Annotated in this window: 16 protein-coding genes; 9 read left to right on the top strand and 7 right to left on the bottom strand. The window is 54.5% G+C overall.

The window, feature by feature from the left end:
* Window positions 1-139 precede the first annotated feature (139 nt).
* The 3 genes from OEV49_09735 (at window position 140) to OEV49_09725 (ending at window position 5,839) form a co-directional block, all read left to right on the top strand.
* Window positions 140-1,516 carry a sigma-54 dependent transcriptional regulator gene (locus OEV49_09735; GenBank protein ID MDH3891351.1) on the top strand — a complete coding sequence of 459 codons (1,377 nt, stop codon included), beginning with the start codon at window positions 140-142 and terminating at the stop codon, window positions 1,514-1,516.
* The gene (locus OEV49_09730) at window positions 1,506-2,846 is read left to right on the top strand and encodes an ATP-binding protein (protein ID MDH3891350.1); all 1,341 of its coding nucleotides are present in this window, start codon (window positions 1,506-1,508) and stop codon (window positions 2,844-2,846) included. The genes OEV49_09735 and OEV49_09730 overlap by 11 nt, the downstream gene beginning before the upstream one ends.
* A 194-nt stretch (window positions 2,847-3,040) precedes the next feature.
* Window positions 3,041-5,839 carry a carboxypeptidase regulatory-like domain-containing protein gene (locus tag OEV49_09725; protein ID MDH3891349.1) on the top strand — a complete coding sequence of 933 codons (2,799 nt, stop codon included), beginning with the start codon at window positions 3,041-3,043 and terminating at the stop codon, window positions 5,837-5,839.
* Between the two features lie 86 nt (window positions 5,840-5,925).
* Here OEV49_09725 and OEV49_09720 read toward each other — a convergent pair whose 3' ends face one another.
* From OEV49_09720 to OEV49_09705, 4 genes are all read right to left on the bottom strand, one after another.
* On the bottom strand, window positions 5,926-9,654 hold the full coding sequence (locus OEV49_09720) for a S1 family peptidase (GenBank protein MDH3891348.1): 3,729 nt from the start codon (window positions 9,652-9,654) through the stop codon (window positions 5,926-5,928).
* 264 nt (window positions 9,655-9,918) lie between these two features.
* Window positions 9,919-11,160 carry a DUF1028 domain-containing protein gene (locus OEV49_09715; protein MDH3891347.1) on the bottom strand — a complete coding sequence of 414 codons (1,242 nt, stop codon included), beginning with the start codon at window positions 11,158-11,160 and terminating at the stop codon, window positions 9,919-9,921.
* A gap of 282 nt (window positions 11,161-11,442) precedes the next feature.
* On the bottom strand, window positions 11,443-11,781 hold the full coding sequence (locus OEV49_09710) for an STAS domain-containing protein (protein MDH3891346.1): 339 nt from the start codon (window positions 11,779-11,781) through the stop codon (window positions 11,443-11,445).
* Between the two features lie 102 nt (window positions 11,782-11,883).
* Window positions 11,884-12,384 (bottom strand): PTS sugar transporter subunit IIA, encoded by a 501-nt coding sequence (locus OEV49_09705; GenBank protein MDH3891345.1) that lies wholly within the window; start codon window positions 12,382-12,384, stop codon window positions 11,884-11,886.
* 543 nt (window positions 12,385-12,927) lie between these two features.
* Between OEV49_09705 and OEV49_09700 the strand changes: the two genes are divergently transcribed.
* From OEV49_09700 to OEV49_09675, 6 genes are all read left to right on the top strand, one after another.
* Window positions 12,928-13,716: a hypothetical protein gene (locus OEV49_09700; protein MDH3891344.1), complete on the top strand. Its 789-nt coding sequence runs from the start codon at window positions 12,928-12,930 to the stop codon at window positions 13,714-13,716.
* A 133-nt stretch (window positions 13,717-13,849) separates the two neighbouring features.
* On the top strand, window positions 13,850-15,679 hold the full coding sequence (gene aspS / locus OEV49_09695; GenBank protein ID MDH3891343.1) for an aspartate--tRNA ligase: 1,830 nt from the start codon (window positions 13,850-13,852) through the stop codon (window positions 15,677-15,679).
* Between the two features lie 15 nt (window positions 15,680-15,694).
* Window positions 15,695-16,672, top strand: a complete 978-nt coding sequence (locus tag OEV49_09690) for a PhoH family protein (protein ID MDH3891342.1) — start codon at window positions 15,695-15,697, stop codon at window positions 16,670-16,672.
* Window positions 16,673-16,693: 21 nt separating this feature from the next.
* Window positions 16,694-18,943 carry an HDIG domain-containing protein gene (locus OEV49_09685; protein ID MDH3891341.1) on the top strand — a complete coding sequence of 750 codons (2,250 nt, stop codon included), beginning with the start codon at window positions 16,694-16,696 and terminating at the stop codon, window positions 18,941-18,943.
* A 1-nt stretch (window position 18,944) separates the two neighbouring features.
* Window positions 18,945-19,382, top strand: coding sequence for an rRNA maturation RNase YbeY (gene ybeY / locus OEV49_09680; GenBank protein MDH3891340.1), 438 nt, complete (start codon window positions 18,945-18,947; stop codon window positions 19,380-19,382).
* Complete coding sequence (locus tag OEV49_09675) at window positions 19,379-20,638, top strand: hemolysin family protein (GenBank protein ID MDH3891339.1); 1,260 nt, start codon at window positions 19,379-19,381, stop codon at window positions 20,636-20,638. The genes ybeY and OEV49_09675 overlap by 4 nt, the downstream gene beginning before the upstream one ends.
* A 6-nt stretch (window positions 20,639-20,644) precedes the next feature.
* Here OEV49_09675 and OEV49_09670 read toward each other — a convergent pair whose 3' ends face one another.
* From OEV49_09670 to OEV49_09660, 3 genes are all read right to left on the bottom strand, one after another.
* Window positions 20,645-24,691, bottom strand: a complete 4,047-nt coding sequence (locus OEV49_09670) for a PAS domain S-box protein (protein ID MDH3891338.1) — start codon at window positions 24,689-24,691, stop codon at window positions 20,645-20,647.
* A 216-nt stretch (window positions 24,692-24,907) separates the two neighbouring features.
* A complete protein-coding gene (locus tag OEV49_09665; GenBank protein MDH3891337.1) occupies window positions 24,908-25,330 on the bottom strand; it encodes a response regulator in 423 nt (140 codons plus the stop codon).
* Window positions 25,331-25,602: 272 nt separating this feature from the next.
* Entirely contained in the window at window positions 25,603-25,830 is a 228-nt protein-coding gene (locus OEV49_09660) for a hypothetical protein (protein MDH3891336.1), read from the bottom strand.
* Window position 25,831: the final 1 nt, after the last annotated feature.

The following is a 25,831-nucleotide window of genomic DNA, read 5'->3' as shown; positions in this document are numbered from 1 at the left end:
CTTTCGCAGGAATGTTCCCGGGCGCATGACGTTGTGATTCACAACGACTTAGGTCGGCCCGTCGCATTCGGAACGGAATCTGCTATTGAAGTCCTTGAAATATGGCAGACGAAAGCATATTATATTCTGGCAGGACACCATGACTGAAAAATACGGTAGAATCTTAGTTGTCGATGATGATGAAGACGTTCTTCAGGCGGCTCGGCTGTTTTTGAAACAGCATGTCAGCCGAGTGCGCACCGAGACTAGTCCGGAGTGTCTGCCTGATCTGGTGAACGATGAGGAGTTCGACGTCTACATGCTCGACATGAACTTCACCAAGGATGTCACCAGCGGACAGGAGGGGCTTACCTGGCTTGACAAGATTTTGCAGATCGATCCCGGTGCGGTGGTGATATTGATCACCGCCTTTGCCGATGTCGACCTGGCCGTGAAGGCGATCAAATATGGCGCAACCGATTTCGTGGAGAAGCCCTGGCAAAACGAAAAGCTGTTGGCGACCGTTATGTCGGCGCTGAAACTAAGTCGTTCGCGTCGCGAAGTGGGAACTCTGCGCCAGCGGCAGTTAGCGCTGAGTGAGGAGCTCGACCTTCCGTTCAGGGACTTCATCGGATCATGTGATGCCATGCAAAAAGTGTTCGGCGTGATTTCGAAAGTTGCCGTTACCGAGGCCAATGTTTTGATCCTTGGGGAGAACGGCACCGGCAAAGAGTTGGCAGCGCGTGCCGTTCACCGGCAATCGGCCCGGGCCGGGGAAGTGTTTGTCAAGGTAGACATGGGTTCTATCAGCGAGACGCTTTTTGAGAGTGAATTGTTCGGCCATGTCAAGGGCGCTTTCACCGATGCCCGCGAAGATCGAGCCGGACGTTTTGAGACAGCCACAGGGGGGACGCTGTTTCTTGATGAGATTGGAAACCTTCCGCTGCCCTTGCAGGTCAAACTACTTACTGTTCTTCAAAACCGCAAGGTGACGCGAGTCGGCTCCAACAGTGAGATACCTATCGATATCAGACTGATCTGCGCTTCCAACGTCTCCTTGATCGAGTTGGCGCGTGAGGGCAAGTTTCGCGAGGATCTGCTCTATCGCATCAACACGGTCGAGGTTCAATTGCCACCGTTGCGTGAGAGGCCGGATGACATGGCGGTACTGGCCGAGCATTTCATGCGCCGATACGCACACAAGTACCGGCGCACCGTTACCAAACTAAGCGCCTCGTGCCTTACCAAGCTCCGAGCTTATGGTTGGCCGGGGAACGTGCGTGAGCTGGAGCATACAATCGAGCGAGCCGTTATTATGTGCGACGCATCGACTTTGCAGCCGGAAGATTTCGTTCTTTCCTCGGCCGGCAAAGCTTCGGGTGATCTGTTGATTGACAGCTTCCGCCTGGAGGAAGTGGAAAAGACAGTCATTCGCAAGGCTCTGGCCAAGCATGACGGCAATGTAACACGCACGGCCAGAGAACTCGGTTTGACACGGGCGGCGCTCTACCGCAGATTGGATCGCTATGGCCTCTAAGCGCTTTCGGACGCTCTGTCTTCTGCGAGTGCTTGTCCTGGGCGCTACTATCGTTTTGTTCGTCCACCTACTCTTGGCCACCAGTTTGTATGCTACCACCATTATCGTCGCTATCACCATCGTCTATCAGATATTCGGCTTGATCAGGTTCATTGAGACCACCAATCGTAACCTGCAGCGCTTCCTGCTGTCGATCGCCCATTCCGATTTTTCGCAGACCTTCACCGGCGGCCTGAAGGGTGCCTCGTTCGAGGAGCTGAACCTTGCCTTTGGTGAAGTGATGTCGAGATTCCGCGAGGTCCGCGCCGAGCGTGAAGAGAGCTTGCACTATCTCCAAACGGTGGTGCAGCATATCGGAATCGGGTTATTGGCGTTTCAAAAAAGCGGCGATGTCGAACTTCTGAACCCGGCTGCCAAGCGGATGTTCAACCTGCCCCGATTGAGAAACATCCGTTCCCTGCAGGAGAGTTGTCCAGCCCTGGTCGACAAACTGTTGAACATAAAGTCGGGTCAACGCACCTTGGTCACCGTGACCCTCAACGAAGAGCTGATGCAGTTGTCCGTTTACGCCACCGAGCTAAGGCAGCGTGGCAAGGCGATAACACTGGTCACGCTTCAGAATATCAGCAGCGAATTGAATGCGAAGGAGATGGAAGCCTGGCAGAATCTTATCCGAGTGCTCACCCACGAAATCAAAAACTCGCTCACGCCAATTGCCTCGTTGGCGGCAACCGTTGAGGACCTGGTGGCTTCGGATCGGTCGGCCGATGATGCCTACGACAGTAGCGCCGATATCCGAGACGCATTGCAGACCATCCAGAAGAGGGCGGGCGGTCTCACACAATTTGTCGATGCCTACCGCGACCTTACTCACCTGCCCAAACCGGAGTATCTCAATTTTCCATTGGGCGAATTGCTGGATCGAGTGGCGCAACTGATCAAATCGCAACTGGCCGAACAGGGCGTCGAGTTCGACTGTACCGTGCATCCGGACAACCTTCAACTGGTAGCTGACCCACAACTGGTGGAACAGGCGTTGATAAACCTGGTCTTGAATGCCATCCAGGCAGCGGGCGGGCGTGACGGGGCGCGCGTAGATATCGAGGCGGGTATTGATGATCGCGGTCGCGCCGTCATCCATGTGTCCGACAACGGACCGGGGATTGTTCCCGACGCTCTGGAAAAGATATTTGTACCTTTCTATACGACTCGCAAAGGTGGCTCCGGGATTGGTCTAAGTCTGGCTCGTCAGATCATGCGATTGCATCGCGGTGACTTGTTCGTCATGTCCACGCCCGAGGTGCACACAAGATTCACCATGCGCTTCTGAAAACTGCTCTGAAATAACACTTGGTTGTCTTGTTTCTGTCGGTAAACATCGCTATAATGAATAAACTATACCCCGGTATAGTAAGGACATCAGGCAGAGACACATCTTTTTCCGGGAGGAATGTTATGTTCAAACCCAGTTTTGTCCCTTCGCCGGCTGGAAGCTTGGCGGTGGTATGTCTAATGGTGATGCTGATGCCTCTATCGACGGGCCACGCCGCGACCTTCGGAGCCGTTGAGGGTGCCGTGCACGACCGCCAATCAGGCTCGCCGTTGGTGGGAGCGGTGGTATCGATAAGTCGGCCGGGTCACCTGACGGAGGCGGTGACCGACAGCCTGGGCGATTACCGAGTGGGCAACTTGATTGCCGGTCGCTACCGCTTGGTGATAGCAGCCATTGGGTATGATTCCCTTGTGGTCGACGAGTTGCATGTTGTGGCGGGAGTTACGACTGTTCAACCCGGCCGCCTGGCTTTGGTCGGTGAGGCCTCGTCCGGTGTTTCCACAACGACGCAAAACGCAGTCGGCGCTGCAATGGTCGCCAGGGATGAGATCACCCGGCTGCCCGCCCGCACACTGCAGGACTTTCTACTTTTGCAGCCGACGGTCACCGAGTCGCGATCCAACGCGATCCAACTTCACGAAATCCAGGCGGCTCACGATCCTCAGAATTCGACGCAGGTGCACGCCATGGGTGGCCGTCTGTGGGATGAGGGATATGCAGTCAACGGCGTGAGTTTCACTGAGCCGATCAGTAGAAACTATACCGCGTCGGTGAGTCCGCACGCCATAGAACAGTTGGTCTTCAGGTCGTCATTAAACTCGGCTACGGCTTCCGACGGAAACTCAGGGGCTATAGAAATACTCACCCGAGGTGGCGGCGAACAGTATTCCGGCATGGTGGAGGCGGTGACGGACAACGGTATCGGTTCCGGATACGATCAAAACTGGTACACCGCTCGATTGAGCGGGCCGATTCCGTTGCTTAAGCGCGGCTACTTCATGTCGACCGTGGAGCGCCGATGGCTGGCCGATCGCAATCCTTCGCCCAAAACCAAAGAGGTCCTTCCAGGTGCGCCGGACCGACTGCCCAACAACTGGCAGAGCGGTTGGACGTATCACGGACGGGCCGACTACGATTTTACCGATGATCTATCTCTGACCGTTACCGGAGACAAGTCAAGTGATGAGTGGAGTGAGTACCGTCACGTTTTTCTGTTTGATATAGCGCATACGCCTCGCTTCAAAGACGACAACCTGGGACTCAGTGGTCGCCTTGCCTGTCGAATCAACGACAAAGTAAGCGCCTCTATTGTCGGCAACTACCGAGAGACCGAACGGATTCAGGGCGATGGTGTCGTGTTTGACAACTACGAAGCCTACCGTCGACACTATGTATGGCCGGACGGCTGGGTTACTGACATAGGAAATCCTGAATTAGATGGTTTTGACCTGTTTTACGTGTCGGATGAGCTTACCCGGGCTACCGATACTTCGGGCAATGAGGTTTACATGCCTTACGACCATTATTTCGCCAATTTCATGCACTACAAGTCGTCCACGCTTGGATTCCAGAGTGAGTTGAGTGCGCGTTTGGGAGACCACAACATATTGAGCGCCGGTTTTGAGTACCGTCGTCACACGCTTCGTTACTTTGAGAATCTGGACGCTACCAACAGTAACTCGGATAGGTATCTCATTCGGTATGGCTATGATTCACTCGGGCGGGAATCAGACAGTGAGGACTGGAGGCATGACACCAAACACCCGGTGAGCTTCGCCTTTTTTGCTCAAGACCGGCTAAGTTACATGGGGTTCGCTCTGACCGCCGGACTGCGGTGGGAGAAGTTCGATCACAAAGATTACCTGCTGCGTAGCTACACCAATCCCTTTGGCCTGGGTGACCCTGAGAAGATTGATCAGGTCGATCTGACCAAAACATCTTCATTCGGCAAACTATCGCCGAGTTTTCGGGCGTCCTATCGTGTCCGGGATTTGCTGAGGGTACACGCCGGATTCGCCATCAGCCACCAGCTGCCCCCGCTCCGGCAGATCTACAATGATTGGGCGCTTTTCGAAAACAGAGTTACGAGTGCAAGGTTCCATCCCCACTCCGATGCGAGGATCGAAACTGTAAAGTCAAGTAACCTTGATGTGGGCTTGGCTATCCGCGCTTCGGACCAACTGACGTTCTCCTTCGCTGCCTTTTGGCGAAAGACGACTGATGAAATTGGTATCGCCTCGGTAGATTCTGTGGCCGGCACAATTTCGAGCTACGTCATTTATGCCGGAGGATTGGAGACCAAGGCCAAAGGTTTCACCGCCGGAGTCGAGTCGCGATTGACTTCTCTGCTTCGGACTTCGCTTACTTACACCTGGACCGAGCCCACTGGAGTCCCACAGATCGGACTCTCTTCATTTGGTATCAACTGGAGCGCCGTGCAGCTTGCTTCCAGTGCTTTGAACTATGATCGCAGGCACAAATTCGTGGGGGGCGTTGATCTGAATATGGCCGAGTCGACCGGACCACGCATCGGCGGCATCTACCCGCTGCAAGGTCTCAATGTGAACCTAACGGCCAGGGTCAGTAGTGGTCGTCCTTACACTCCTTTGGCTCCGTATGATGGTGCCTCGGAGCGCCTTCACCGTCGGGTTTTGCTGGGGTCAGTTAACTCAGAGCGGTCCGAGTGGGTCTCGACTGTTGACCTGAGGGTCCAGCGGAGAGTCTCATTCGGCGGGATGAGTTTCGTTCCTTTTCTGTGGATCAAAAACCTGCTGGATACCGAAAATATTGCCGATGTTTGGAACGTTACAGGCGAACCTGATTACAACGGATACCTGGACACCGAAATGGGCCAAATCATGATCGAGTACCAGCCGGACCCCGACGAGACCGGCTTGAACTACGAGCAGAAGTATATGTTAAAACAAGCCAACCCTCAGAACTACGGCCCGCCCCGGCAGGTGTTTTTCGGTATTCGCGCTGAGTTCTGATCTAAGGATAACATCTATCCACATGAAAACGGCTACCTGACAACAGGTAGCCGTTCGTTTTGGGTGCGACTTTTATGTTGGCGCAATTATGGGCAGGCCGGCGCCGGTCCTAAGTTGAACATGAAATCCACCAGGTAGACGAGATCGCCGACATCGATGCCGCTGAGTCCGTCAACATTGGCCGCGTCTTCATAGACCGGGGGCGGACCGGCGTTGAACATGAAGTCGACCAGGTAGATCAGGTCGCCGATATTGGGTCCTTCGCCGTCGTTGTCAATGTCGCCGCAAATCCATCCGGGACCACCGTCGGTTACGGTGAGGTCAACCGGGACCATCAGCGGATTGTCGCCGGGGTCCGGATCGTTGGAGGCAATCGTGATCGTAGCCTGATACGACCCGGTGTCCAACTCGGCTGTTTGGAAACTGCAGAGAATAGTGTCAGCGTCACCGGGTGCGATCATGCCCGATGTCTTGTTCACACTCAGCCATTGATACGGGTTGACGATCTGAACAGCCAGGCTGTCGTGCAGGTAGGCGGATTGGTAGACTATCTCAAGTCCGTCGGTGCCGTCGCTGTTCTCGATACCGGCGGCGCAGGAGAGAATGTCAAAGCCCGGCGCCAGGCTAAGGTACTGCAACTTGATCGAACCGTTGGGCTCCAGAATGATCTCGGCGTTCATGACATCGCCGGGTGAGGCGGAATACTCCGGATAGTCGACGAACTGAATGACACAACGTCCTCCGGTCGTGTCTATGTATACATGAGCGCCCGGATTGTTGCCGTCGTCAGGATTGAGGTCGTCCCACAATAACGCAATAATGTTGTTCGGCTCGGCGCTGTTGGGAAAAGGCGTTTCGGTCCGGGCGTTCATAGCGGTGGGCGCAAAACCGATGATGCCGTTCGATCCAAGGTAGATGAAGTTATATGTGTTGCCGTAGAACGGGAAATCGAAACCGATATCGATAGGACCGATCGAGTTGTCATCACCGAGGTCGCCGACCAAGTCGGTGCCGGTGCCGGATACATCTTCCCACGCAAAAGTGGGACCGCCCGGTTCGTCGGAGTCGATCCAGAAATAGCCGAAAGCATCCGGACCACCCGCATCGTACAGTACGGGAAGACCCATGTTGCCGCTTTCCGAACCTTTGGCCTCAAGGAAGAAGCCTTCATCGATCTGATGATCACGCTGGGCCGGTTCGACCCGCCCGGCTTCGACGAGACCGGCGAAAGGGTTGCCGTCTTTGAGGGCGAGTTGCACGTTCACACTATAGTCCAGGCTACCCTGGCCGCTGTTGTCGATAATCAGATCGCGGGTCGTGGAGTCACCCTGCGCCAGGGTCTCCATCATCGATGTCGGGCCTGCGGTAATGTCCGGGGCGAAGTCGAGGCGAATATTGTCAACGTACCAGTCGTCGCATGTCGAACAATCACCGGCCGAGTGGATACGCAGTTGGAAACCGTTGTGCAGGGCATCACCAGGTAGGTCCGCAAAAGCCAGTTCGAACGCTGTCATGGCCGAGCCGCCACCCGGATGATTGGCCAGGTTAATCCAGGAACCGCCGGAATTGTAGTAGTCCACCCAGAGGTCATCGCCGACCGCCGGGGCGTTACCGGCGCCGCCTCGTTCAAAGTAGTACGACAGCACGGCACCGCTTTGTCCGGTGAGATCAATCGGTTGGGTGATGATGGTGTCATATTCGCCGTTGAGATTGAGAGTGTATGGCGGACTGGGCGGGTCGATCGCCTCGAATGAGACGTCAGCGCCGGAGTTATACACCCAGCGAATCTGGAACAAAGTATCCTCGGGGAACTGGTCCGACCAGGGGAACGATCCGGTGGTTCCGTTGGAGTAAGTCTTGAGTTCGGCTGCGGCCGTCTGAGACGGATCGGCCACCGATGTCGCCACGACTTCCACACTGTCATAGTCGCCAAAGGCACTATAAGGCACTTCCACACTAATCACGAAGTTGAACGTTTGATCTGCAGTCAGGTAGCCGGTTTCAGTAACCGGCGACGTTGCTGTTTCGTCCCACATCGCCGTTGACCAGTTATTGCCCGAGAACGTAAGGTCGTATTCATCATCAAGCACACCGTCGTTGGTGACGGTGAGACTATACCAGGCGGTATCGAAAGCCGGTTGGTTTTGGTTTTCGTTTTCGGGTGACATGGCAACGGCATAGTCAATCACGCTGAATGAGTAGGTGTCGGTGGTGTCGGCCTTCCCGTTGGCATCTAATCCGAACAGATAGTAGTCGACATCGGTACCGGGTGACTGAGCGTCGATATAGCCCACATATTCGTCAGGACCAGCGCCGGGTATCAGGGTATCAAGGACCCATCCCGTTCCCGCATCGTAGTACAGAAGCAACGAATCGGGAACAAGCGTCGCGTTCGATGTAATCACGGCCACTACCTCGTAGCTATTCGAAGTGTCCTTGGTGTCGGGCAGGGGTGTATGCGTGATGTTAACTCCGGCATAAGGGTCCCATCCATCCAGAACCTGTGCTCCTGTGTTGTCGGGGTCGAGCCAGGTGCTCAGGCGGTTCGATGACGACCCACCGCCGGTCCAGGACAATGAGACTTTACCGTACCAGTCGGCCGTGAGGCTGGCGCACGATGCATAGCCGCCGTGCAACTGCCCAACGATGCGATGCTGGGGGTCAAACAACGGGCTACCGGACGAGCCGCCTTCGGTGGTGCCGTCATCCCACTGAGCCACGCGCCAGTGGGTGGTGCCGCTGGTTTGAAGGTAGTTGGTGGACGTCAGGGGGTTGTTTTCCCATGAAATCTTCTTGATGTCACCGGCCGGATGATGGATACCCACGGCCGAGGATGCCGCCGAGTTGATATTCGACCAGCCGTTGTAGTAGGGAGCGTAGCTTTCCGGAGGTTGTTCGCTTAACAAAAGCAGGCCGAAGTCGGAACTGGAGTAGCTGGCCTTCAGCGTAGAACCCTGGGTCGTCATATAAGTGGGGCCGTTGATATTGGAACAGGAGGGACTTTCGTAATTGAACATGAAAATCCAGGTGTTGGAACTACCGAGACAGTGATTGGCCGTAAGGAAGTAAGGTGTCTCATCCTGCCGCACGTTATTAATCAATGAGCCTGAGCACCAGCGCGTACCGCCGGACAACAGGACCATGGCCACGCCTCGCTTATCGTCCTGCCAGTCGACCGCTTCCGGGCAATTGGTGTTATTGTTGCACGAACCGGAACTGCCGAAACCGTCGGTGTCCTTGGCAAACCAGCTGAAGATGTCTTTGTAAGCGTGCACAATTCGAGTGATAGCAATCTCACCTTCGCCGCGCACGTCGGCCGGCTCGTAGTACTCAACAATACTGACATCGCCTTTCACCGGTGAGGTTGCCATTTCGCCGTGGTCTTTGTTGTTCCTGTCGGTGAAGGCGCCTATGGTCATGCTGCGGTCTTCATTGTAAACATGCAGGGTGGCGCCGGGCGGAAGAACATAGCGCGAATAAAGAAGATTGATAGAGTAAGCACCCGGGCTGCTGATACGCAGTCGCCATACCCGGCCGCCATCAGTCAACTCTTCCCACTGCCCGGAGTTTTCGAGTGTGTAATCGACGTCAAAGGGAGCACCGAATCTAAACGGAAGACCTTCCTCTTCCTCGATTTCATCCTCGGCCAACATGGCCGCGACATCGACGGAGGGAGTCGTGACTGTCGGAGTGTTTGTGCTGAGTGACTTGTCGAGACTGACCGGCGTGGAAGGCAGACTAATCTGCGAAAAAGCGGCGCCGGTGGCCAGGGCGGTGATGGTGAAAATGATTCCCAGGATGCGATACGGTTTCATTAGGCTCTCCAATATCTGATGATACTATTATATTCCTATTATTCCAGGACCCTGCTGTCCTTGGTTACGCCTCTCTAAGAAGTGATCGGCATCATACACTATTCCATGTGTGTCGCTATCCAGAACCATCCGACCCCCGGAATGTTCCGTGTCGCCGTCACATCAAGATGTCGGTGCGCGTTGGGGTTTGGGAAGGTCACGGATGTCAATCTATCCTTGTGTTTGTTATGATCTGTCGGCAGCGGCTGCCGGTTCTATTATGGTTTAGTTGCACAGCGGCAACGGCCCGCCGTTGAACATGTAATCGACTACATACACGAGGTCGGCGATATCGAGCGGTCCACCCGAGCCGTCAATGTCGCTCGCCTCTAAAATCGGTGGTGGCGGCCCGGCGTTGAACATGTAGTCGACCACATACACCAGGTCGGCAATGTCCACCGTCTCGGTCAGGCTGCCGTCCAGGTCGCCGCATCGATAGTAGGTTACCACCGGCGGCTGGTTTAAGGCGACAAACTGCCCGGCCGCCTCCACAGTCGCTGTGATGGTGTCCAGTCCGGTGGTCGTTGAGGCGGTCAATACGGCTGAAAAACTACCGTCGCCGTTGTCCTGCGCACCGGCTTGAATGCTGCCACTGCCGCTGTTTGCCGTCGAAACAGAAGACACGCCGTCGGACGGCGGGTTACCCTCGTTGTTGAAAGGAGTCACCGTTACCAAGGCTGTGTCAGAGCCATTGGCCTCGATTACCAGCGGTGTGGCCTGGACCGTCGAAGAGTCCGCATCGGCTTGCTTGAGAAGCTTCCAGGCGTCATAAGCAACCCGCAGGAGGTCGATCGGTTCGGTTGTGCCGGACGTATTGTTGATCACTTCGTATAAGTACGTAGTGCCGCCGTCGCCCGGTCGCACTACTCTGATAAAGGCCGAGATGGCCGATTTGTTGTTGGGCAGACAGCGGGTGTCGGCGCCGGGGACTTTGGCTGCTTCCAGGGCGGCCATCAGCTTCTCTTCCAAAGGTCCCTCGGTATTCAGGAACTCGTACTCCATCGAGTCGATGATCTGTTGGCTCAGCAGGATGTTGCCCTGTATAGAGTAACCGGGCCCGGTAATATGGCCTCTCCAGGGGTCGGTGGCAACACCGGTAAAGCCGGCCGAGGCGCCCGCGCCGGCCAAAGTTACCACGCCGTACTGCCGCCACTCAGGCCGGTCCTGGATGTCGTTGGCATACAGCCACTGGAGAATCGAGTCCGGGGTCTGACCTTCGGCCAGAAGATCGTGGGCGTTGTTCTGATTGCCCGATTGATACCAAGCCTGAGTGTGTACCGCGCCTACTGACTCAATAATATCGTTGATGATTTGAGAACCGGCAATGCAGGATGCTCCAGCGCCACCTACTTCACCGGTGATAGTGTCGACCGCCACAATCGAGAATGTAGCCTGGACCGGGGCGCTCGTCACCACCAGTAGAAGCAGCAATAGAGTTGCCGCAACGGTTGCTACTCTTGGGATCATCTCCGTCTCCTAACATGTCCGAACAAGTGCGACTATCTTATCAATGGTCGGTTGGACCCGGCAGACCGGCTACTCGATCTGACCAACCTGTCGGGCTGAAAACTTCGGGTTCAGTGACATTCAAACGTCAGAACTTTTTTCTTCGCGAGACCAATCGGGGGCGCCCAGACGACACCGCCGTTCAGCCTAAAATATACATGATTAGACTACTTTTTGCAATGAGAGAAAAAGGCGCTACGCCCCGGTCGCCGATTAATCCGGGGCCGGTCGACAGATCGAAGCTTAATCGCCGAACGAGTCCAGCGCTGCCTGAAGACTGTCGTAGTTCTCAAACACTTTAATCAACCTGGTCAGCGACAGGATCGACTCAATAGACGTAATATTGGCCAACACCAGCCGCCCTCCCGCGTTCTTTACCGTAGTCAATGCCGAAATCAGCATACCGAGACCGACAGAGTTGATCCAGTCCACCTTGGTTAGGTCGATGACAATACTCTTTTTGTTTAGATTGATATTCTCGCGCACCCGACCGTGAAAGAGCGTGGCTTCCTCGCCACCCATGATTTTGCCGGAAATCTGGAACACGGCGACATCTCCGGATAATGAATCTTCAAATCTCATTTGAATCCCTCTCGACAGCGTTCACTTCTGTTTTCTGTTTGAACGCCGCTTTCTGCCAGATGGTTTCTTTTTTTTTGAGTTGTCCGGGCTGCCTTACAGAGTTTACTCCATACCACGAATGGCCCGGAGCAGTTCACCGGGGCTTGGTGCGTTTAGCAGCTCCTCGCGAAAAGACTCGTACTGAAGCATCTCCATCAACGACTTAAACACCCGCAAATAGAGCGAGTCGTCGTATGGCGGCGCGGCCATGACAAAGAACAGTCGCGAGGGTTCGCCGTCGGGCGAATCGAAATCGTATCCGGCAGTTGAACGTCCGAAGGCGACCATGAATTCTTTGGCGTGCTTTGACCTGATATGGGGTATGGCTATGCCGTCGCCGATAGCGGTGGTCGCCTGACGTTCCCTATTGACAAAGTCCGTCACCAGCTTACCCCGATTACCGACCCGGTTGCCGTTTTCCAGAAGCTTGACCAACTCTTCGAGGACAAGTTCTTTGCCCTGCTGTCGCCACTTCTCAAACGACGCGCCCTCCTCATACGGTTCGACCACTGTTGTCATTTCCAGACGAACCAGCTTTTCTGTCAGCGCACGCGAAATATTCATAGTAACCTTGTCGACTGCAAAAAGTTACAGCTTAACACAAAATAGCATGCCGACTCCACGACTGTCAACCCATATACGAAACACTATCAGGGTCTGTTCGGTTGCATTTTGCGAGCGAGGGGCGCGCTTCCCTCGATAAGCCTGGGGCGTTTCGCAGGGTCCTGATTTCGACAAAGTCGGAGGTGTGACCCTGCGGTTCTCTCTGTGACATTCTGCGATAGTAACCTAATGAACCACTGGTTCACACGCTCGCCATTGGCGAACGCAGGAACCAGTGGAACTTACATATCAGGTGGTGTCGCGGCGACCTCGCCCGACACCTGCCTGCCGGTCCGAGAGCTGTCAGGCGAGTCGCCTGACAGCACCATCAATTCGAGAGTGGTGTCGCGGCGACCTCGCCCGACACAGGCAAGCCTGTTATTCGCGCTTCGCGCGTCGTCACTCGATGTTAGGTGATGTAGGGTGAGGCTGGGCCGCTCTCCGTTGCGCAACGTCAAGAAACAACGGCAGCTACCGATAAATCAAACAGGAGGTATGTGCCAGATGCGGATTTTCCGGATTGTCGGATTGCTTGCAGTTGTACTCACACTTGCCGGATGCGGAGAGTTTTCGTTAAAGCCGCACTTGGATGGCAACGACGGACCAGACCAGGCGCCGACTCAGCCGGAGCCTGAAGCATTGGCCATGGCCCTCTGGTTGTCTCACGACTTGCGAGCGCCGACCGAACTCTACCAGCGCGTTCGTTCCGACCTGATTCTGATACGTACAGGTTTTCGCGACAGTCTACCCGCCGTGGACCTGAGGTTTCTCAAGCCCTGGGAACCCGGTCGCTTGATTCTCGGTTTTGATCCGGACAGCTACCAAGCGGTCTCCGATGGAAAATACACAGCTTGGGACTCCCTCAATTCTCTCTATAACATGGTTCGGGTCGACTTGTCGATGCCGGCTTTCAATATGCTCAAACTGAAATTCGACGATTGGCTGAATTCCGAGGTCCTGGCTGACATTTACCGACAACTGCCAGGAGTGCGCTTTGCCGTACCAAATCGGTACATGGGGGAAAGCCCGATGCTCTTGCCGAGCGCCACCGATGATGGTCGTATCCTCTATTTCTTTCGCAATGCCTGGGGTGACTGCCCATCCGGTTGCCTTTACTCCGAGTACTGGGTCTTCACCGTGCTGAGCGGCCGCGTTGTGTACGACGGCTACTTCACCGAACAGACTCTCATGCCCGATGATCTTAAGGATGCCTTCACCACCGCCTGGGACCACTACTGGCAGGGCCGAGAGTCTTCATCGCTATTCGCCGCGATCCCCTCAGATTTCCATTGACCTGATCAGATTGACCCGACCGCTCTTGACTTGCCAAGGTGAAGGCCATACCTTTGTCAGCACAAGAGGAACTCCTCTTAACGTTCGGATTAAAGTGCCGATAACATGTAGCAGCAATAAGATAAGAGGTTTGATGCCCCCATTTTCAGAGTTGAAGCGCACTCATAGCTGTGGAGAGTTAGGACCCGCCGATATCGATGGCGAAGTCAGACTGAACGGCTGGGTCAATAGTTACCGCAATCTGGGCGGTCTGTTTTTCATCGATCTGCGCGACCGCTATGGTCTGACCCAGGTCGTTATAAATCCGGAAACGCTCGATCCCGATATGTTGGCCGAGGCCAACCTGGCTCGTCACGAGTACGTGGTGGCCGTTAAGGGGACAGTTCGGGCGCGGCCTGAAGGAACGGTCAATCCAAAGATGCCGACCGGTGAAATCGAGGTGGTCGTCGATTCCTTCCATACCCTTTCGGAATCGAAGACGCCGCCGTTTGAAATTGCCGATGAATGCAGCGCCCACGAACAGCTTCGTCTTGAATTTCGATACCTGGACCTGCGCCGCAATCCCATGCAAGAAATGATGCGACTACGCCATCAGGCCACCCTGACCGTCCGCAATTATCTCAGCGGGCAAGGCTTCTATGAGATCGAAACGCCGATGCTGATTCGTTCAACGCCCGAGGGCGCGCGCGATTACGTGGTACCCAGTCGGGTATCCAAAGGACATTTCTATGCTCTGCCGCAGTCACCGCAATTGCTTAAGCAGATTCTGATGGTATCCGGTTTCGACAAGTACTTTCAGCTGGCGCGATGCATGCGCGATGAAGACCTCAGAAGCGATCGGCAGCCCGAGCACACTCAGATCGACCTGGAAATGTCCTATGTGACGCCCGATGATGTCTTCGCCGCGGCCGAAGGGATGATGGCTGATCTTTTCGACAAAGTACTCAGCGCCAAGGTCGAGACGCCCTTCCCGCGATACAGCTTCCAAGAGGTGATGAGACGCTGGGGGATAGACAAGCCCGATCTGAGATTCGCAATGGAACTTGTCGACCTCACCGATGTCGTGCGCGATTGTAGTTTCAAACTGTTCGCGGACAACGTTGCTGCAGGTGGCGCGGTCATGGGGATCGTGCTCAAAGAGGGAGGTGGATACTCCCGCAAGCAGGTAGACGAACTGACCGAGCAAGCCAAGAAATTCGGTGCCGGCGGCCTGGCATATATACTTCGCACACAGGATACGGATAAGTCGCCGATTGCGAAATTCCTCGGCGACGAAAAGGTAGCAGAGCTGACCAAGGCAGCCGGCGCGGATAAAGGAGATGCCCTGTTCATGATTTCCGATGCACCAATGAAGACTCAAGAGATACTAGGGCAACTACGTCTTCATCTGGGCCAGAAGCACGAGCTGGCTAGCTCAAACGAATGGAAGTTTCTCTGGGTAACTCAGTTTCCGCTGTTCGAATACAACAGTGAACGAGATGCTCTTCAGGCCATGCACAATATCGTATCACATCCGGTTGAAGAAGACATGTCCATGATCGATGAAGGGTACACCACCGATCTGCCTTTGTCGGACGAGAACCATCCCTGGCGGCGGGTGCGAGCCCAGCAATACGACCTTGTACTGAACGGATGGGAGATAGCCTCGGGCGGTCAGCGGATCAACCGCCGTGACCTGCAGGAGAAAGTCCTTGAGATTTTGGGTATCGACAACCAACGGGCCGAGCGCATGTTTGGATTCCTTTTGCGGGCGCTTGAGTATGGTGCGCCGCCGCATGCCGGGCTGGCCCCCGGCCTGGATCGGATCGTAGCGCTTATGTGCGGCACGCGGTCGATCCGCGACGTCATTGCCTTTCCCAAAACAACCAACGCAATGTCCTTGATGGATGGAGCGCCGTCCGAGGTGGACCCGGAGCAGTTGGAGGAACTTGGCTTGAGCCTGAAAAACGATGACGAATCGTGAGCTATGGGGCGGACCATGGAACTAGCTGAGAAGAAGTCGTTAAGTATTCTTCTGGAGGGAGTAGATCAACGGCTGTTGTTCGGACAGAATGATATCTCTCTTCGCATAATAGAATCCAGTTTTGTGGCTCGGATGATAGCTCGTGGTGACCGGCTCACAATCGAGGGAGCACCGTCGGATGTCGACCAGGTTGCCCGCCTGGTGGATGACCTGGTGACACGAGTTCGGCAGGGGGATGTAATAACGGAGCAATACCTGCACTATGCCATCAGTATGGTAAAGGAGAATGGCTTCGGACCGGCCTCGGAAATCTCGACTGAAAACCTGTTGACAAGTGCGCTCAAGAAGGCGATCAAACCCAAAACAGTCGGCCAATCACGTTATGTCGAGGCAGTCGACCAGCACGATCTCGTTTTTTCCATCGGCCCGGCCGGGACCGGTAAAACCTATCTGGCCGTGGCCATGGCGGTGGCCGAGTTGAAGGCCAATCGAGTCAAACGACTGGTGTTCACACGACCGGCTGTCGAGGCGGGCGAGTCGCTGGGCTTCCTGCCGGGCGACCTTCGAGCCAAGGTGGATCCATATCTTCGACCGGTGTACGATGCCCTGTACGATATGTTGCAACCGGACAAGATTCGCAAACTTCTGGACCTGGGAGTCATCGAGATAGCTCCCCTGGCGTTTATGCGCGGCCGAACTTTGAACGAGGCCTTTGTCGTGCTGGATGAAGCCCAGAATACCACCAGCGCCCAGATGAAGATGTTCCTCACCAGAATCGGAGAAGATTCCAAAGCTATTATCACCGGCGATATAACTCAGATCGATCTGGATCGTCCCCAGAATTCCGGCCTGGTGAAAGTGCAGAAAATCCTAAAGGGGATCGACGGTATCAGTTTCGTATACTTGAGCGACAAGGATGTCGTTAGACACCGCCTGGTCCAGAGAATCATTAAAGCGTATGAACGGTTCGAAAAACCGAGACGCAAGGAGTAGGGCGAAAACGGAATTCGCTGTATGTTTACGCTGATACTAAAAATCAAGCGTCGCATCAAGAAGGTTCTCAAGGTCCAGAGCGAGAGCCGACAGCTCCAACGGAGCTCCGTCCATTCACGCACCAGAAAGCTGCTCTTGTTGCTCTTGGCCTCGCTACTCATCGGCGTGTTCTACCCGGGCGAGGCTTTGTATGATCCCCTGGACATGCCGCGCCAGGGGGAGATTGCACAAGAAGACGTCATCGCTCCCTACAAGATCACCGTCTACAAAACCGACCGGGAATTGGAAGATGAAGATCGGGTAATCCGCCTCACCGTACCGCCGGTGGTTGACTGTGATACCAACGTAACACGACAGATATTTCGACAGTTGCAGGACTACCTGATGGCCGTTGACTCCTTGAAGGATACTACCGGGTCGGATATACCGCCCAGCGAAAGCGAAGTGGTGGCCATTCTGTCGGAACGGTTTCCCATGTTGAGCAGGGAGGCCATCTTTCAGTCCTTTCACCGATCCGACCTGGCGGCCACCGTCGCGGTGTTGGGTGAATTGATGCGCAATGACATTTACAAAATCGGCGTCATGGACGATCATCGGGCGCTGAACAACCTGGTGGGACGAAACGTGCTGGTCCGTCGAGGTGAAAGAGAGAACATCTACACGCGTGACCGACTGTTGAATTCTGCCGAAGCCAACGGACGGTTGCTGACGGCGCTCAATCACCTCCGTGATACCGACTCGCTGGACGTTGAGTTTGCCTATCTGATCGGTCACGCTTTTATCAGACCCAACTTGACCCTCAACGACACGGAATTCCAGCGTCGCCTCAAGTTGGAACTGTCCTACGCCAGCGATATCAAAGAGGAGGTCAGGGAAGGAGAGATCATCGTTCGCGACGGTGTTCGCATCACCGAGAGGCAGGAGAATATACTTGCGGAAATGGAACGTATTCGTCGCTCGGAAGCCATTCAACAGGGTTGGTTTATGGCCTTCCTGCCGGTGTTGGCTCGAGCCTTTCTTGTGCTGGCGGCTTTTTCGAGTTTGTATGTCTTTCTCTACTTCTTTCGCCGTGAGATTTTCTATTCTAATCCCAAGTTGTTGGCCTTGTTCATGGTCTTTGCGCTGCAACTGTTCCTCATACATCTGGTGGCGCGATGGGGCGCCTCTGGGTATCTGTATCCGCTGGCTATTCTGCCGGTTTTGGTGACCATTCTGTTTGACACCGAGGTCGGCTTGCTCTCAACATTGACTCTGGCCCTGCTCTTGGGGATGATGCATCGGTTCGATTTCACCATCACGCTGGCTACGATGACCGTCGGGACCGTGGCGGCGTTGGGTTCAAGGCGGGTGCGCAGACGCTCGAATTTCTTTGGGATAATGATTACTACCGCGCTGGCCAGTGGAATATATGTGCTGTTGGTGGAGAACCTGAAGTTCGCTCCGGCCGATGAGGTGCTGACCGAGGTCGGTTATGGACTACTCAGCGGCATGGTGGCGGTGTTGTCGACGATCGTATTCTTGCCGTTCTTTGAGTCGATTTTCGGAATTACCACCGACATTACTCTCCTGGAATTGTCCGACATGAATCATCCACTGCTGAAACGTCTGGCCGTTGAAGCGCCCGGGACATACCAACATTCCATTATCGTCGGTAATCTGTCGGAAGCCGCGGCCAAGGCTATCGGCGCCAACTCGTTGCTGGCTCGCGTGGGCGCCTACTATCACGACATCGGTAAGATTGACGTACCGGAATACTTTGTCGAAAACCAACTCAGTGTCAAATCCAAACACGATGCCTTGTCTCCGTCGATGTCATCTTTGATTCTTTCGTCGCATGTCAAACGCGGAAGGCAACTGGGTGAAGATGCCGAAATCCCCGACGACGTGCTCAATTTCATAGAAGAGCATCACGGCACAATGGTGCAATCGTTCTTCTACAACCGGGCTCTGGAACTGGGCGAGGACGAATCGGTTATCGACAAATATCGCTACCCTGGTCCCAAGCCGCAGATTAGAGAGACCGCCATCGCCATGTTGGCCGATGCCGTCGAGGCGGCCAGTCGCACTCTTGATGATCCCAAGCCGGCCCGCATAGAAAACCTGATCCAGCGTATTATCAATGACCGTTTCGGTTCCGGCGAACTCGATCAATGCCCCCTTACTCTGAAGGACCTGGCCAGAATCAGAAGAGCCTTCGCCCAGGTGCTGATTGCATCTTTCCATCATCGCGTAGTCTATCCGTCCTCGCCGGCAGAGGCGGAAGGGGTGTAAAGTGAAGTTGTCGATCTTTAAGGAAACAACGGCTCGTGTTCCGGCCGCACGTCTACGGCAACTGTTTGAAATAGTGTCCCGGACCGAGGCGCCAAGGCAATCCGGCGAGGTCAATCTGGTATTTACAACCGACGCCGGAATGCGTCGGCTGAATCGACAGTATCGTAATCTAGATAAAACCACCGATGTCCTGTCCTTCAACCTTGATGAACCCGACCACGACGGGGAGACTTTCGGTGAAGTCTATATCAGCGTCACCAGGGCTCATCGTCAGGCTGAGCAGTACGGACACAGCCGGTACCAGGAGTACTTGCGCCTGACCTGCCACGGCTTGCTGCATCTATTCGGGTATGATCACGAAAAGCAGGCCGAACAAAAGCGAATGCAGACGCGCGAGGATAAATACCTGACTGCTGTGAGAGAGGCGAACAAGAGATGATGGAGCTGGTCGGCATACTGGTGATAGTAATATGCTATTTCACGGCGTATCTGATTTCACTGTATTCGCGCGCTGTTTACATCGATCCGGATGAAGTCGAGGAGATCGACCCGGGGCAGGCCGCCGGGCAAACGAGGTTTCTTATGCGGTTGGCCGATGATCCGCGCACCTTCGTTCAAGTTGCAGTGGTCTATAAAACGGCGGCGCTGATAGTGGTATCTGTCCTCACGACCTTACTGTTGGTCGGGCTGGCCGCCAAACTGGAACTAGCGCCTTATCTGTTGGTCGTTCCGGGTCTTGCTTGGATATGGCTCTCTTACGTGATGGTGGTTGAATACTCGACTCGACGCGCTTCACGCCGCGCCGTAAGTCCACGTATGTTGCGCCATGTCTGGATCATAGCATCCATATACTATCTGTGCTATCCGGTACTGTTGGTATATCGCAGCGCTCTGGGCCGGGCGCAGGAGAGTCAACCGGTGTCTGAGGAAGAGAAAGAGGAGATTGTCGAGCGGGCCATTGAAACACTGGCCGAGGAAGCCGGCATTGGGGAGTCTATTGTCGAGGACGACGAAAAGCAGATGATAGGTCAGATTTTTCTGCTGGATCAAACGGTTGTGCGAGAAATTCTGATCCCACGAATCGACATCACCGGGATCGAGCGGGGCATGAGTTTCAAAAGTATTCGCCAGCTGGTCCTCAAGGACGGCCACTCGCGCTATCCAGTCTATGACAATACCATCGACAAGATTGTAGGCTTGGTCTACGTGAAGGATCTGTTCTCCAATATGCCCGAGCCGGGTGAGAAATTTGTGATTGAAAACTACCTGCGTGATCCATACTTCGTTCCGGAGACGAAAATTATCGGTGAGCTGTTGCAGGAGTTCAAATCCAAGCGGCTGCACATTGCCATCGTGGTCGATGAGTACGGCGGCGTGGCCGGACTGGTGACGCTTGAGGACATTCTCGAAGAAATATTCGGCGAGATTCAGGATGAGCACGATGCCGAGGAAGCTGAGTATTACAAGCTACCCGATGGCCGCTTTCGTGTCAGCGCCTCACTGATGGTGGAAAAACTACAGGTCTATCTTGATACCGACTATCCACAGGGAGATTACGACACCGTTGGTGGCCTGATCTATGACCTGGTCGGATCGGTCCCCAGTGAGGGGCAGAAGGTACGCTGGCATCAAATAGAGTTCGAACTGGAACGGATTGAAGGGCAGCGTATCCTGTCGGTGACGGTCAAGCGTTAAACCGCTTCAAATGCTGAGCTTGTGGGTAGATATCGATCTCAACGATTCCGAAATGACATCCAGGGTCGGTCTTCCCTCGTGCACTGAAGAAGCGTTGTTTCCCAAAGCCGATTCACGACAGTCGGCATCACCACAGTTCACGGTCACGAATGGGACGTCGAACTTGTGGCAGACCTCGTGCATCCTAAACAACTTCCCACGGGCCACTATCCCGGCATCACAGATAACCGCAGCGGCGACATTATTGAGATCATCCCCGATCAAGTCCACATCGTCGACGACCTGAAGAACAAATCCGGCGGAGTCTGCTTGACTCCGGTAATCTGCAATCAAACTCTGGTCTGCAGAGAACAACAGTAGTTTCGCCTGCTCAGAGTCATGGGCCGAGGATGCCGCCGAACGATCCTCGGCGCTGTGGAGCGGTAGGCTGAAGATAAAAGTGCTTCCGACACCAACCGCAGACTCCACGGTGAGATCACCGTTGTGCTCACGAGCGATATTGCGACAGATTGAAAGCCCCATGCCGGTACCGGTTACCGCATCCTTACCCCATACTCCTTTGGTGGAGTAGAATGGGTCAAATATCCTTGAGCAATTAGTTGCAGGGATACCCTTACCGGTGTCGGATACCTTGATGACAGCCTTATCGTCCTGGCGCACCAGACCGACCGTGATGACACCATCTGAGTCGATTGCATGTCGGGCGTTTATTATCAGGTTCAATAGTACCTGCTGGATCTTGCTGGCCGAAACTCTTAATGGCGGCAGGTTTTCAAAGTGTGTCAGTATTTCAATTGATTGATTGCGTATTTCCTTCTCGACCATCCTAATCGAATTCTCGATAATAGCCCTGATATCCTCAAATGCAATTTCATCCGGTTTTGCCTTTGAGTAGGTGAGCAACGACATTGCCACGCCGTTGGCTCGCTCGCCCAGTTCCACAATCTGGCCCAGGCTCTCACGAGCCAGATCGATCCCGTCGTTATCGTCCAGACCGGATAGGGCGTATGATGCATTTCCCAGAATGCCGGCCAGATAGTTTTTGAATTCATGTGCCACCCCGGCCGCCAGAGTGCCGATAGCAGACAGTTTGTCCGCTTCGGCAAGACCCTGCTGGGCTACAATCTCATTTGTGATGTCCTCGATAACGGCCAGGTGGTTTACGATTTGCCCGTTGTCATTGAAGATCGGTGTGATTGTCATACGCGCCCAGAACAGTTCGTTGTTCTTGTGCCGATTGCGTAGGTTTCCCGACCAGGTGTGCCCGTCGGATACCTGGGCCCATATATCATCGTAGAGGTTTTCCTCGGAACGCTCGGGTTCGAGCAGGTTCCATCGTTGACCAACCGCCTCGTCCGAACTGTAACCGGTGGTTCGGCAAAACTCCGGGTTGACATACTCGATGGTGCCCTGGGCGTTGGAGATGCAAATCAGGTTGGCCGACTGGCTCACGGCCGCCGACAACTTGCGCAATTCGCTCACCTGTCGTACACGTTCCGATATGTCGCGCACGACCCCTTGAATGATACCTTGCTCCTCATCCAGTATACGTGAAGATATCTCCACGTCAATGGTAGAGCCGTCCACTCTTCGGAACCTCGATTGGAATTGTGCCGACCCCTCTTCCACAACCGTGGCAAAGGCCTTCTCGACAACCTCGCTTTCGCTGTCCGGGTGCAGGGCACGGATGGGCAGAGTTACCAGCTTTTGGCGGTCATAGCCAAGCATCTCGGAACTTCGTTGGTTGGCTTCAATAATGTGACCTTCTACAGTATGAACGAAAATCGCGTCGTTGGAATGCTCGAACAAGTTACGGAACTGCTTCTCACTTTCTCTTAGCTGTTCCTCGGCTCTTTTTTGTTCTGAGATATCTACCAAGACCGCCGCCACAAAGGCCGGTTTACCTTTTGCGTCCGGTATCATTACGGGACTTATCAAGCCGGGGAATTCGTGGCCATCCTTGTGCAGATACCAGAATTCTTCCGGTTGGACCTTTTGCTCCTGCACCAGTTTTCGAATAGTACGAGCCCCCTTCTTCCGTGAGGACTTAGTTAGCGTGGTCAGCACCCGTTTCCCGACAAACCACTCAGGTTCACGGCCGTGCATCCGAGCATAACTGGCATTGGTGTATATATACTTGGTGTCCAACCCGGCTATGGCCACACCGTAGCTGGCGTGATCAGCGATCGTTTTGAATTTCCTGATCTCTTCTTCAGCCACTTTACGTTCCGTTATTTCCGCGATGAAGGCGTTGAACTGAAGGTTGGGGCTTCTGCCGGTCGTCCAAACGGTCAATTCCACCGGGAAGGGTCGGCCGGAACGATGAAGGGCCGTGACCTCGACTCGCTTGTTCAATATGGGTCCATGTCCGGTTCGTACACAGCGCGACAGGGCTTCGTTATGTATCTTGCCCAGACCCGAGTCAATGATCAATTCTGTGAGCGGCTTGCCAACCGCTTCTTTGCTGAGCCACCCAAACATCTTCTCCGCTTTCCGATTCCAGTCCGTAACGATGCCTTGAGCATTAATAGCGATATATGCGTCGCTGGCCGTTTCGATGATCATGCGGCTGTGTGTACGGCTGTCTCTTAGCTCCTTTTCGATCTGCTTGCGCTCGGTGATATCAAGCGTGTACTCGATAAGTTGAACCACCTCACCGCTATTATCCAGAATCGGATAACCGTGCACCTCGACAAGACGCTCCTTGCCGGCGTCGTCGTAGTGGACGTGCTCTACCGTGACCGGCTCTTTGGTGCGGCGTGCCTCGACCAGCGGGCAGACATTCTTTGGATCATGACAGGGGGTGGGACTATGATGCGTCAACTGGTGGCACGTGATACCGGTCGGCTGTCCAACCAAACCGGTCGTGGAGTTGCCCATCAGGATACGGTGGGTTTTGGCGTCGATGACATAGAAGGGATGAGTCAGTGACTCGAATACGTTCTTCATGAAATCGTTGCGGCGGGCCAACTCCTCCATTACGCGCTTTCGCTCTGCGATCTCGGAATTCCAGTCGTCGCGAGTTCGCGCAAGCTTATCTTCGATGCGCCCCAGGATGATATAAAACAAGCCGAAAAGAAGCGCTCCAACCACGATACCCGAAACGACGGTAATAAAACTGAGAGTCCACAGGGCAGCTCTTTCAGCGGAAACGTCCTTGATTACCAGAATGTCGCCGATGTCGGTGCCGCCGGCATCGATAAGAGCCAACGGTCGTGCGATATAGGGACGGCCACCCTGCTCCATCTCAAAAGTCACATGTTGATGTTCCCGGTGGTTCGCAACCATGTAGTTTTCAAGATTGTCCGGTAACCTGGCCAGAGTACTTTCTACTATCACAAACCGGCGGAAACGGTTCCAGGCATTTGCAGGCCCGGTTGTTACACGGCCGTTCGTCCAGGTTGTCGAATCCATGAATTCTTTCTGCACGGTTATCAAAAGCTGGACGCCGAGTGCCTGGTTTAACTCGCGCGTAATGGGTCCGGTGTCCTGGCCCAATTCTATAAACCCCACAAGTTGTCCGCCAAGGTACCAGGGCTTGACGACATGGACTGTTAAAGTGCCGGACTCTCCGATTTCCAAGCCGAAAGCAGGGGATAGCGATTGCGCCGCCCTATTCACCACGAAATGGGCGACTGTATCGCCGGGGCATTCCATTTCATGAACGCAGAGAAAGCAGCATTGAGATGGTTCCACGAAAGAGAAATTGGTGACGCGGTAATCCCGTTGGAATTTGACAAGATGCGATTGCGATGCCTCGGCCAACCATCCCCGGTCCCTTGCCAGCCATGCTTCTTGCACCTTGGCGTCGGCAGCAATTACATCGATTAGCTGGCCCATCAATTCCGCTTCCTCGGCTACCTCGAGTTTGAACAGATCGGCCACACCAACCAGATGGTCTTCAATGGCGTCATGAATCTGGCCTTCTTTAACCTGTACCAGGCTGAAGACACAAGTGGCCACCAGTACGCCCAGCCCCACACCCAAAGGCAGGAGAATTCGGCCACGTAGGTTCTCTCTGTCGGAGTTGGAATTAGCCCGTCTTTTCAGCACGTCAGATCTATCCTTCGACTTCTTTCGATGCGAACTTTTGCCAAGAGGGAAGCCTTGGCGTCACCCACCTTTGATTCCCTGTTTGCTATTGTCGGCAACCTTAGGGATTTGCTTAGGCTGGCGGCAGATGCCCCAAACCCGGTCTGGGGGCGGTGTCAGGCGGCTCTGGGTTGTTGAGAAACGGTGTTGGTCGGCAGGTCAGACTGATGGCTGTGCTTACTTGGGACTTGTAGATTCTGGAGTCTGCGCTGCTTTCTGTTGACGCTGTAGGTTCTTGACCAATACATTGCGCAGCGTCTCGGCGATTTCGACATTTTTGAAGGGCTTGGTGATAAAGGCATCGGCCCCTGCCGACAGTGCGTCCTGGACGGAGTACTCCCCGGCGTAGGCAGTAATCAAAATCACACTGACATGGGCGTAGTTGGCTTTGATCTCGGAAAGCAGCTCAATACCATCCATGTTCGGCATTTTAATGTCTGAGATTACTATCTGGCAGGGCGTTTCGGCCAGAGATTTCAGGGCGTCCTTGCCGTCGGAGGCCTGGTGAACCTGGTACCCTTCGCGGCTCACAATTCGGGACAGGATTTGTCGAATGAAACTCTCGTCATCAACGACTAATACAGATGCCTGCGGATGCATTCATAGCTCCTGAAAATCACGACTCAATCACATCATGCGACGTATTATAGCGCCGTATGACACACTATTCTTCTAATCGGAACATTAGGGCGAACCTTAACACCTCAACGGCGAATTCTGTGGCCGTGACCAGCAATACCAGGCATCCTGCTGAATCGGTGCTGTAAGGCGACTCGCCTGACAGCCTGTGAAAAGGCAGGAGTGTGTCGGGCGGGATCGCCCAACACCACCTGCATAGTGCAGTGATGAGGTTTTGACTACAAGCCCCGGCTTTAGCCTTCTCCCCAGAAAACGTGAGCCCACGCCAAAAGGGCCACGGTAAGGCTGAACAACATTCCGACCAGAAAACCCATCCTGAATGTCTGATACCTGGCCAGCCGCGACTTCTTCTGATTCTTTCGGGCGACCATATCCGCCTGACAATGTTTGCAGCGGGTTGCTCCAGCCATAATCGGCTCAAGGCAGAAGGGGCACTTCTGAAGTTGCTTGACTACTGACATG

Source organism: Candidatus Zixiibacteriota bacterium (genome assembly GCA_029860345.1).
Lineage (GTDB): Bacteria > Zixibacteria > MSB-5A5 > GN15 > FEB-12 > JAJRTA01.
This window is presented reverse-complemented; position numbering and strand designations above follow the sequence as displayed.

Excerpts from the sequence above, each read along its gene's own strand:
- OEV49_09700 (MDH3891344.1), top strand. The coding sequence starts at position 12,928 with ATGCGGATTTTCCGGATTGTCGGATTGCTTGCAGTTGTACTCACACTT.
- OEV49_09675 (MDH3891339.1), top strand. The coding sequence starts at position 19,379 with ATGATGGAGCTGGTCGGCATACTGGTGATAGTAATATGCTATTTCACG.
- aspS (MDH3891343.1), top strand. The coding sequence starts at position 13,850 with ATGCCCCCATTTTCAGAGTTGAAGCGCACTCATAGCTGTGGAGAGTTA.
- OEV49_09735 (MDH3891351.1), top strand. The coding sequence starts at position 140 with ATGACTGAAAAATACGGTAGAATCTTAGTTGTCGATGATGATGAAGAC.
- OEV49_09730 (MDH3891350.1), top strand. The coding sequence starts at position 1,506 with ATGGCCTCTAAGCGCTTTCGGACGCTCTGTCTTCTGCGAGTGCTTGTC.
- OEV49_09710 (MDH3891346.1), bottom strand. The coding sequence starts at position 11,781 with ATGAGATTTGAAGATTCATTATCCGGAGATGTCGCCGTGTTCCAGATT.
- OEV49_09715 (MDH3891347.1), bottom strand. The coding sequence starts at position 11,160 with ATGATCCCAAGAGTAGCAACCGTTGCGGCAACTCTATTGCTGCTTCTA.
- OEV49_09720 (MDH3891348.1), bottom strand. The coding sequence starts at position 9,654 with ATGAAACCGTATCGCATCCTGGGAATCATTTTCACCATCACCGCCCTG.
- OEV49_09690 (MDH3891342.1), top strand. The coding sequence starts at position 15,695 with ATGGAACTAGCTGAGAAGAAGTCGTTAAGTATTCTTCTGGAGGGAGTA.
- OEV49_09685 (MDH3891341.1), top strand. The coding sequence starts at position 16,694 with ATGTTTACGCTGATACTAAAAATCAAGCGTCGCATCAAGAAGGTTCTC.
- OEV49_09725 (MDH3891349.1), top strand. The coding sequence starts at position 3,041 with ATGCCTCTATCGACGGGCCACGCCGCGACCTTCGGAGCCGTTGAGGGT.
- OEV49_09705 (MDH3891345.1), bottom strand. The coding sequence starts at position 12,384 with ATGAATATTTCGCGTGCGCTGACAGAAAAGCTGGTTCGTCTGGAAATG.
- OEV49_09665 (MDH3891337.1), bottom strand. The coding sequence starts at position 25,330 with ATGCATCCGCAGGCATCTGTATTAGTCGTTGATGACGAGAGTTTCATT.
- OEV49_09660 (MDH3891336.1), bottom strand. The coding sequence starts at position 25,830 with ATGTCAGTAGTCAAGCAACTTCAGAAGTGCCCCTTCTGCCTTGAGCCG.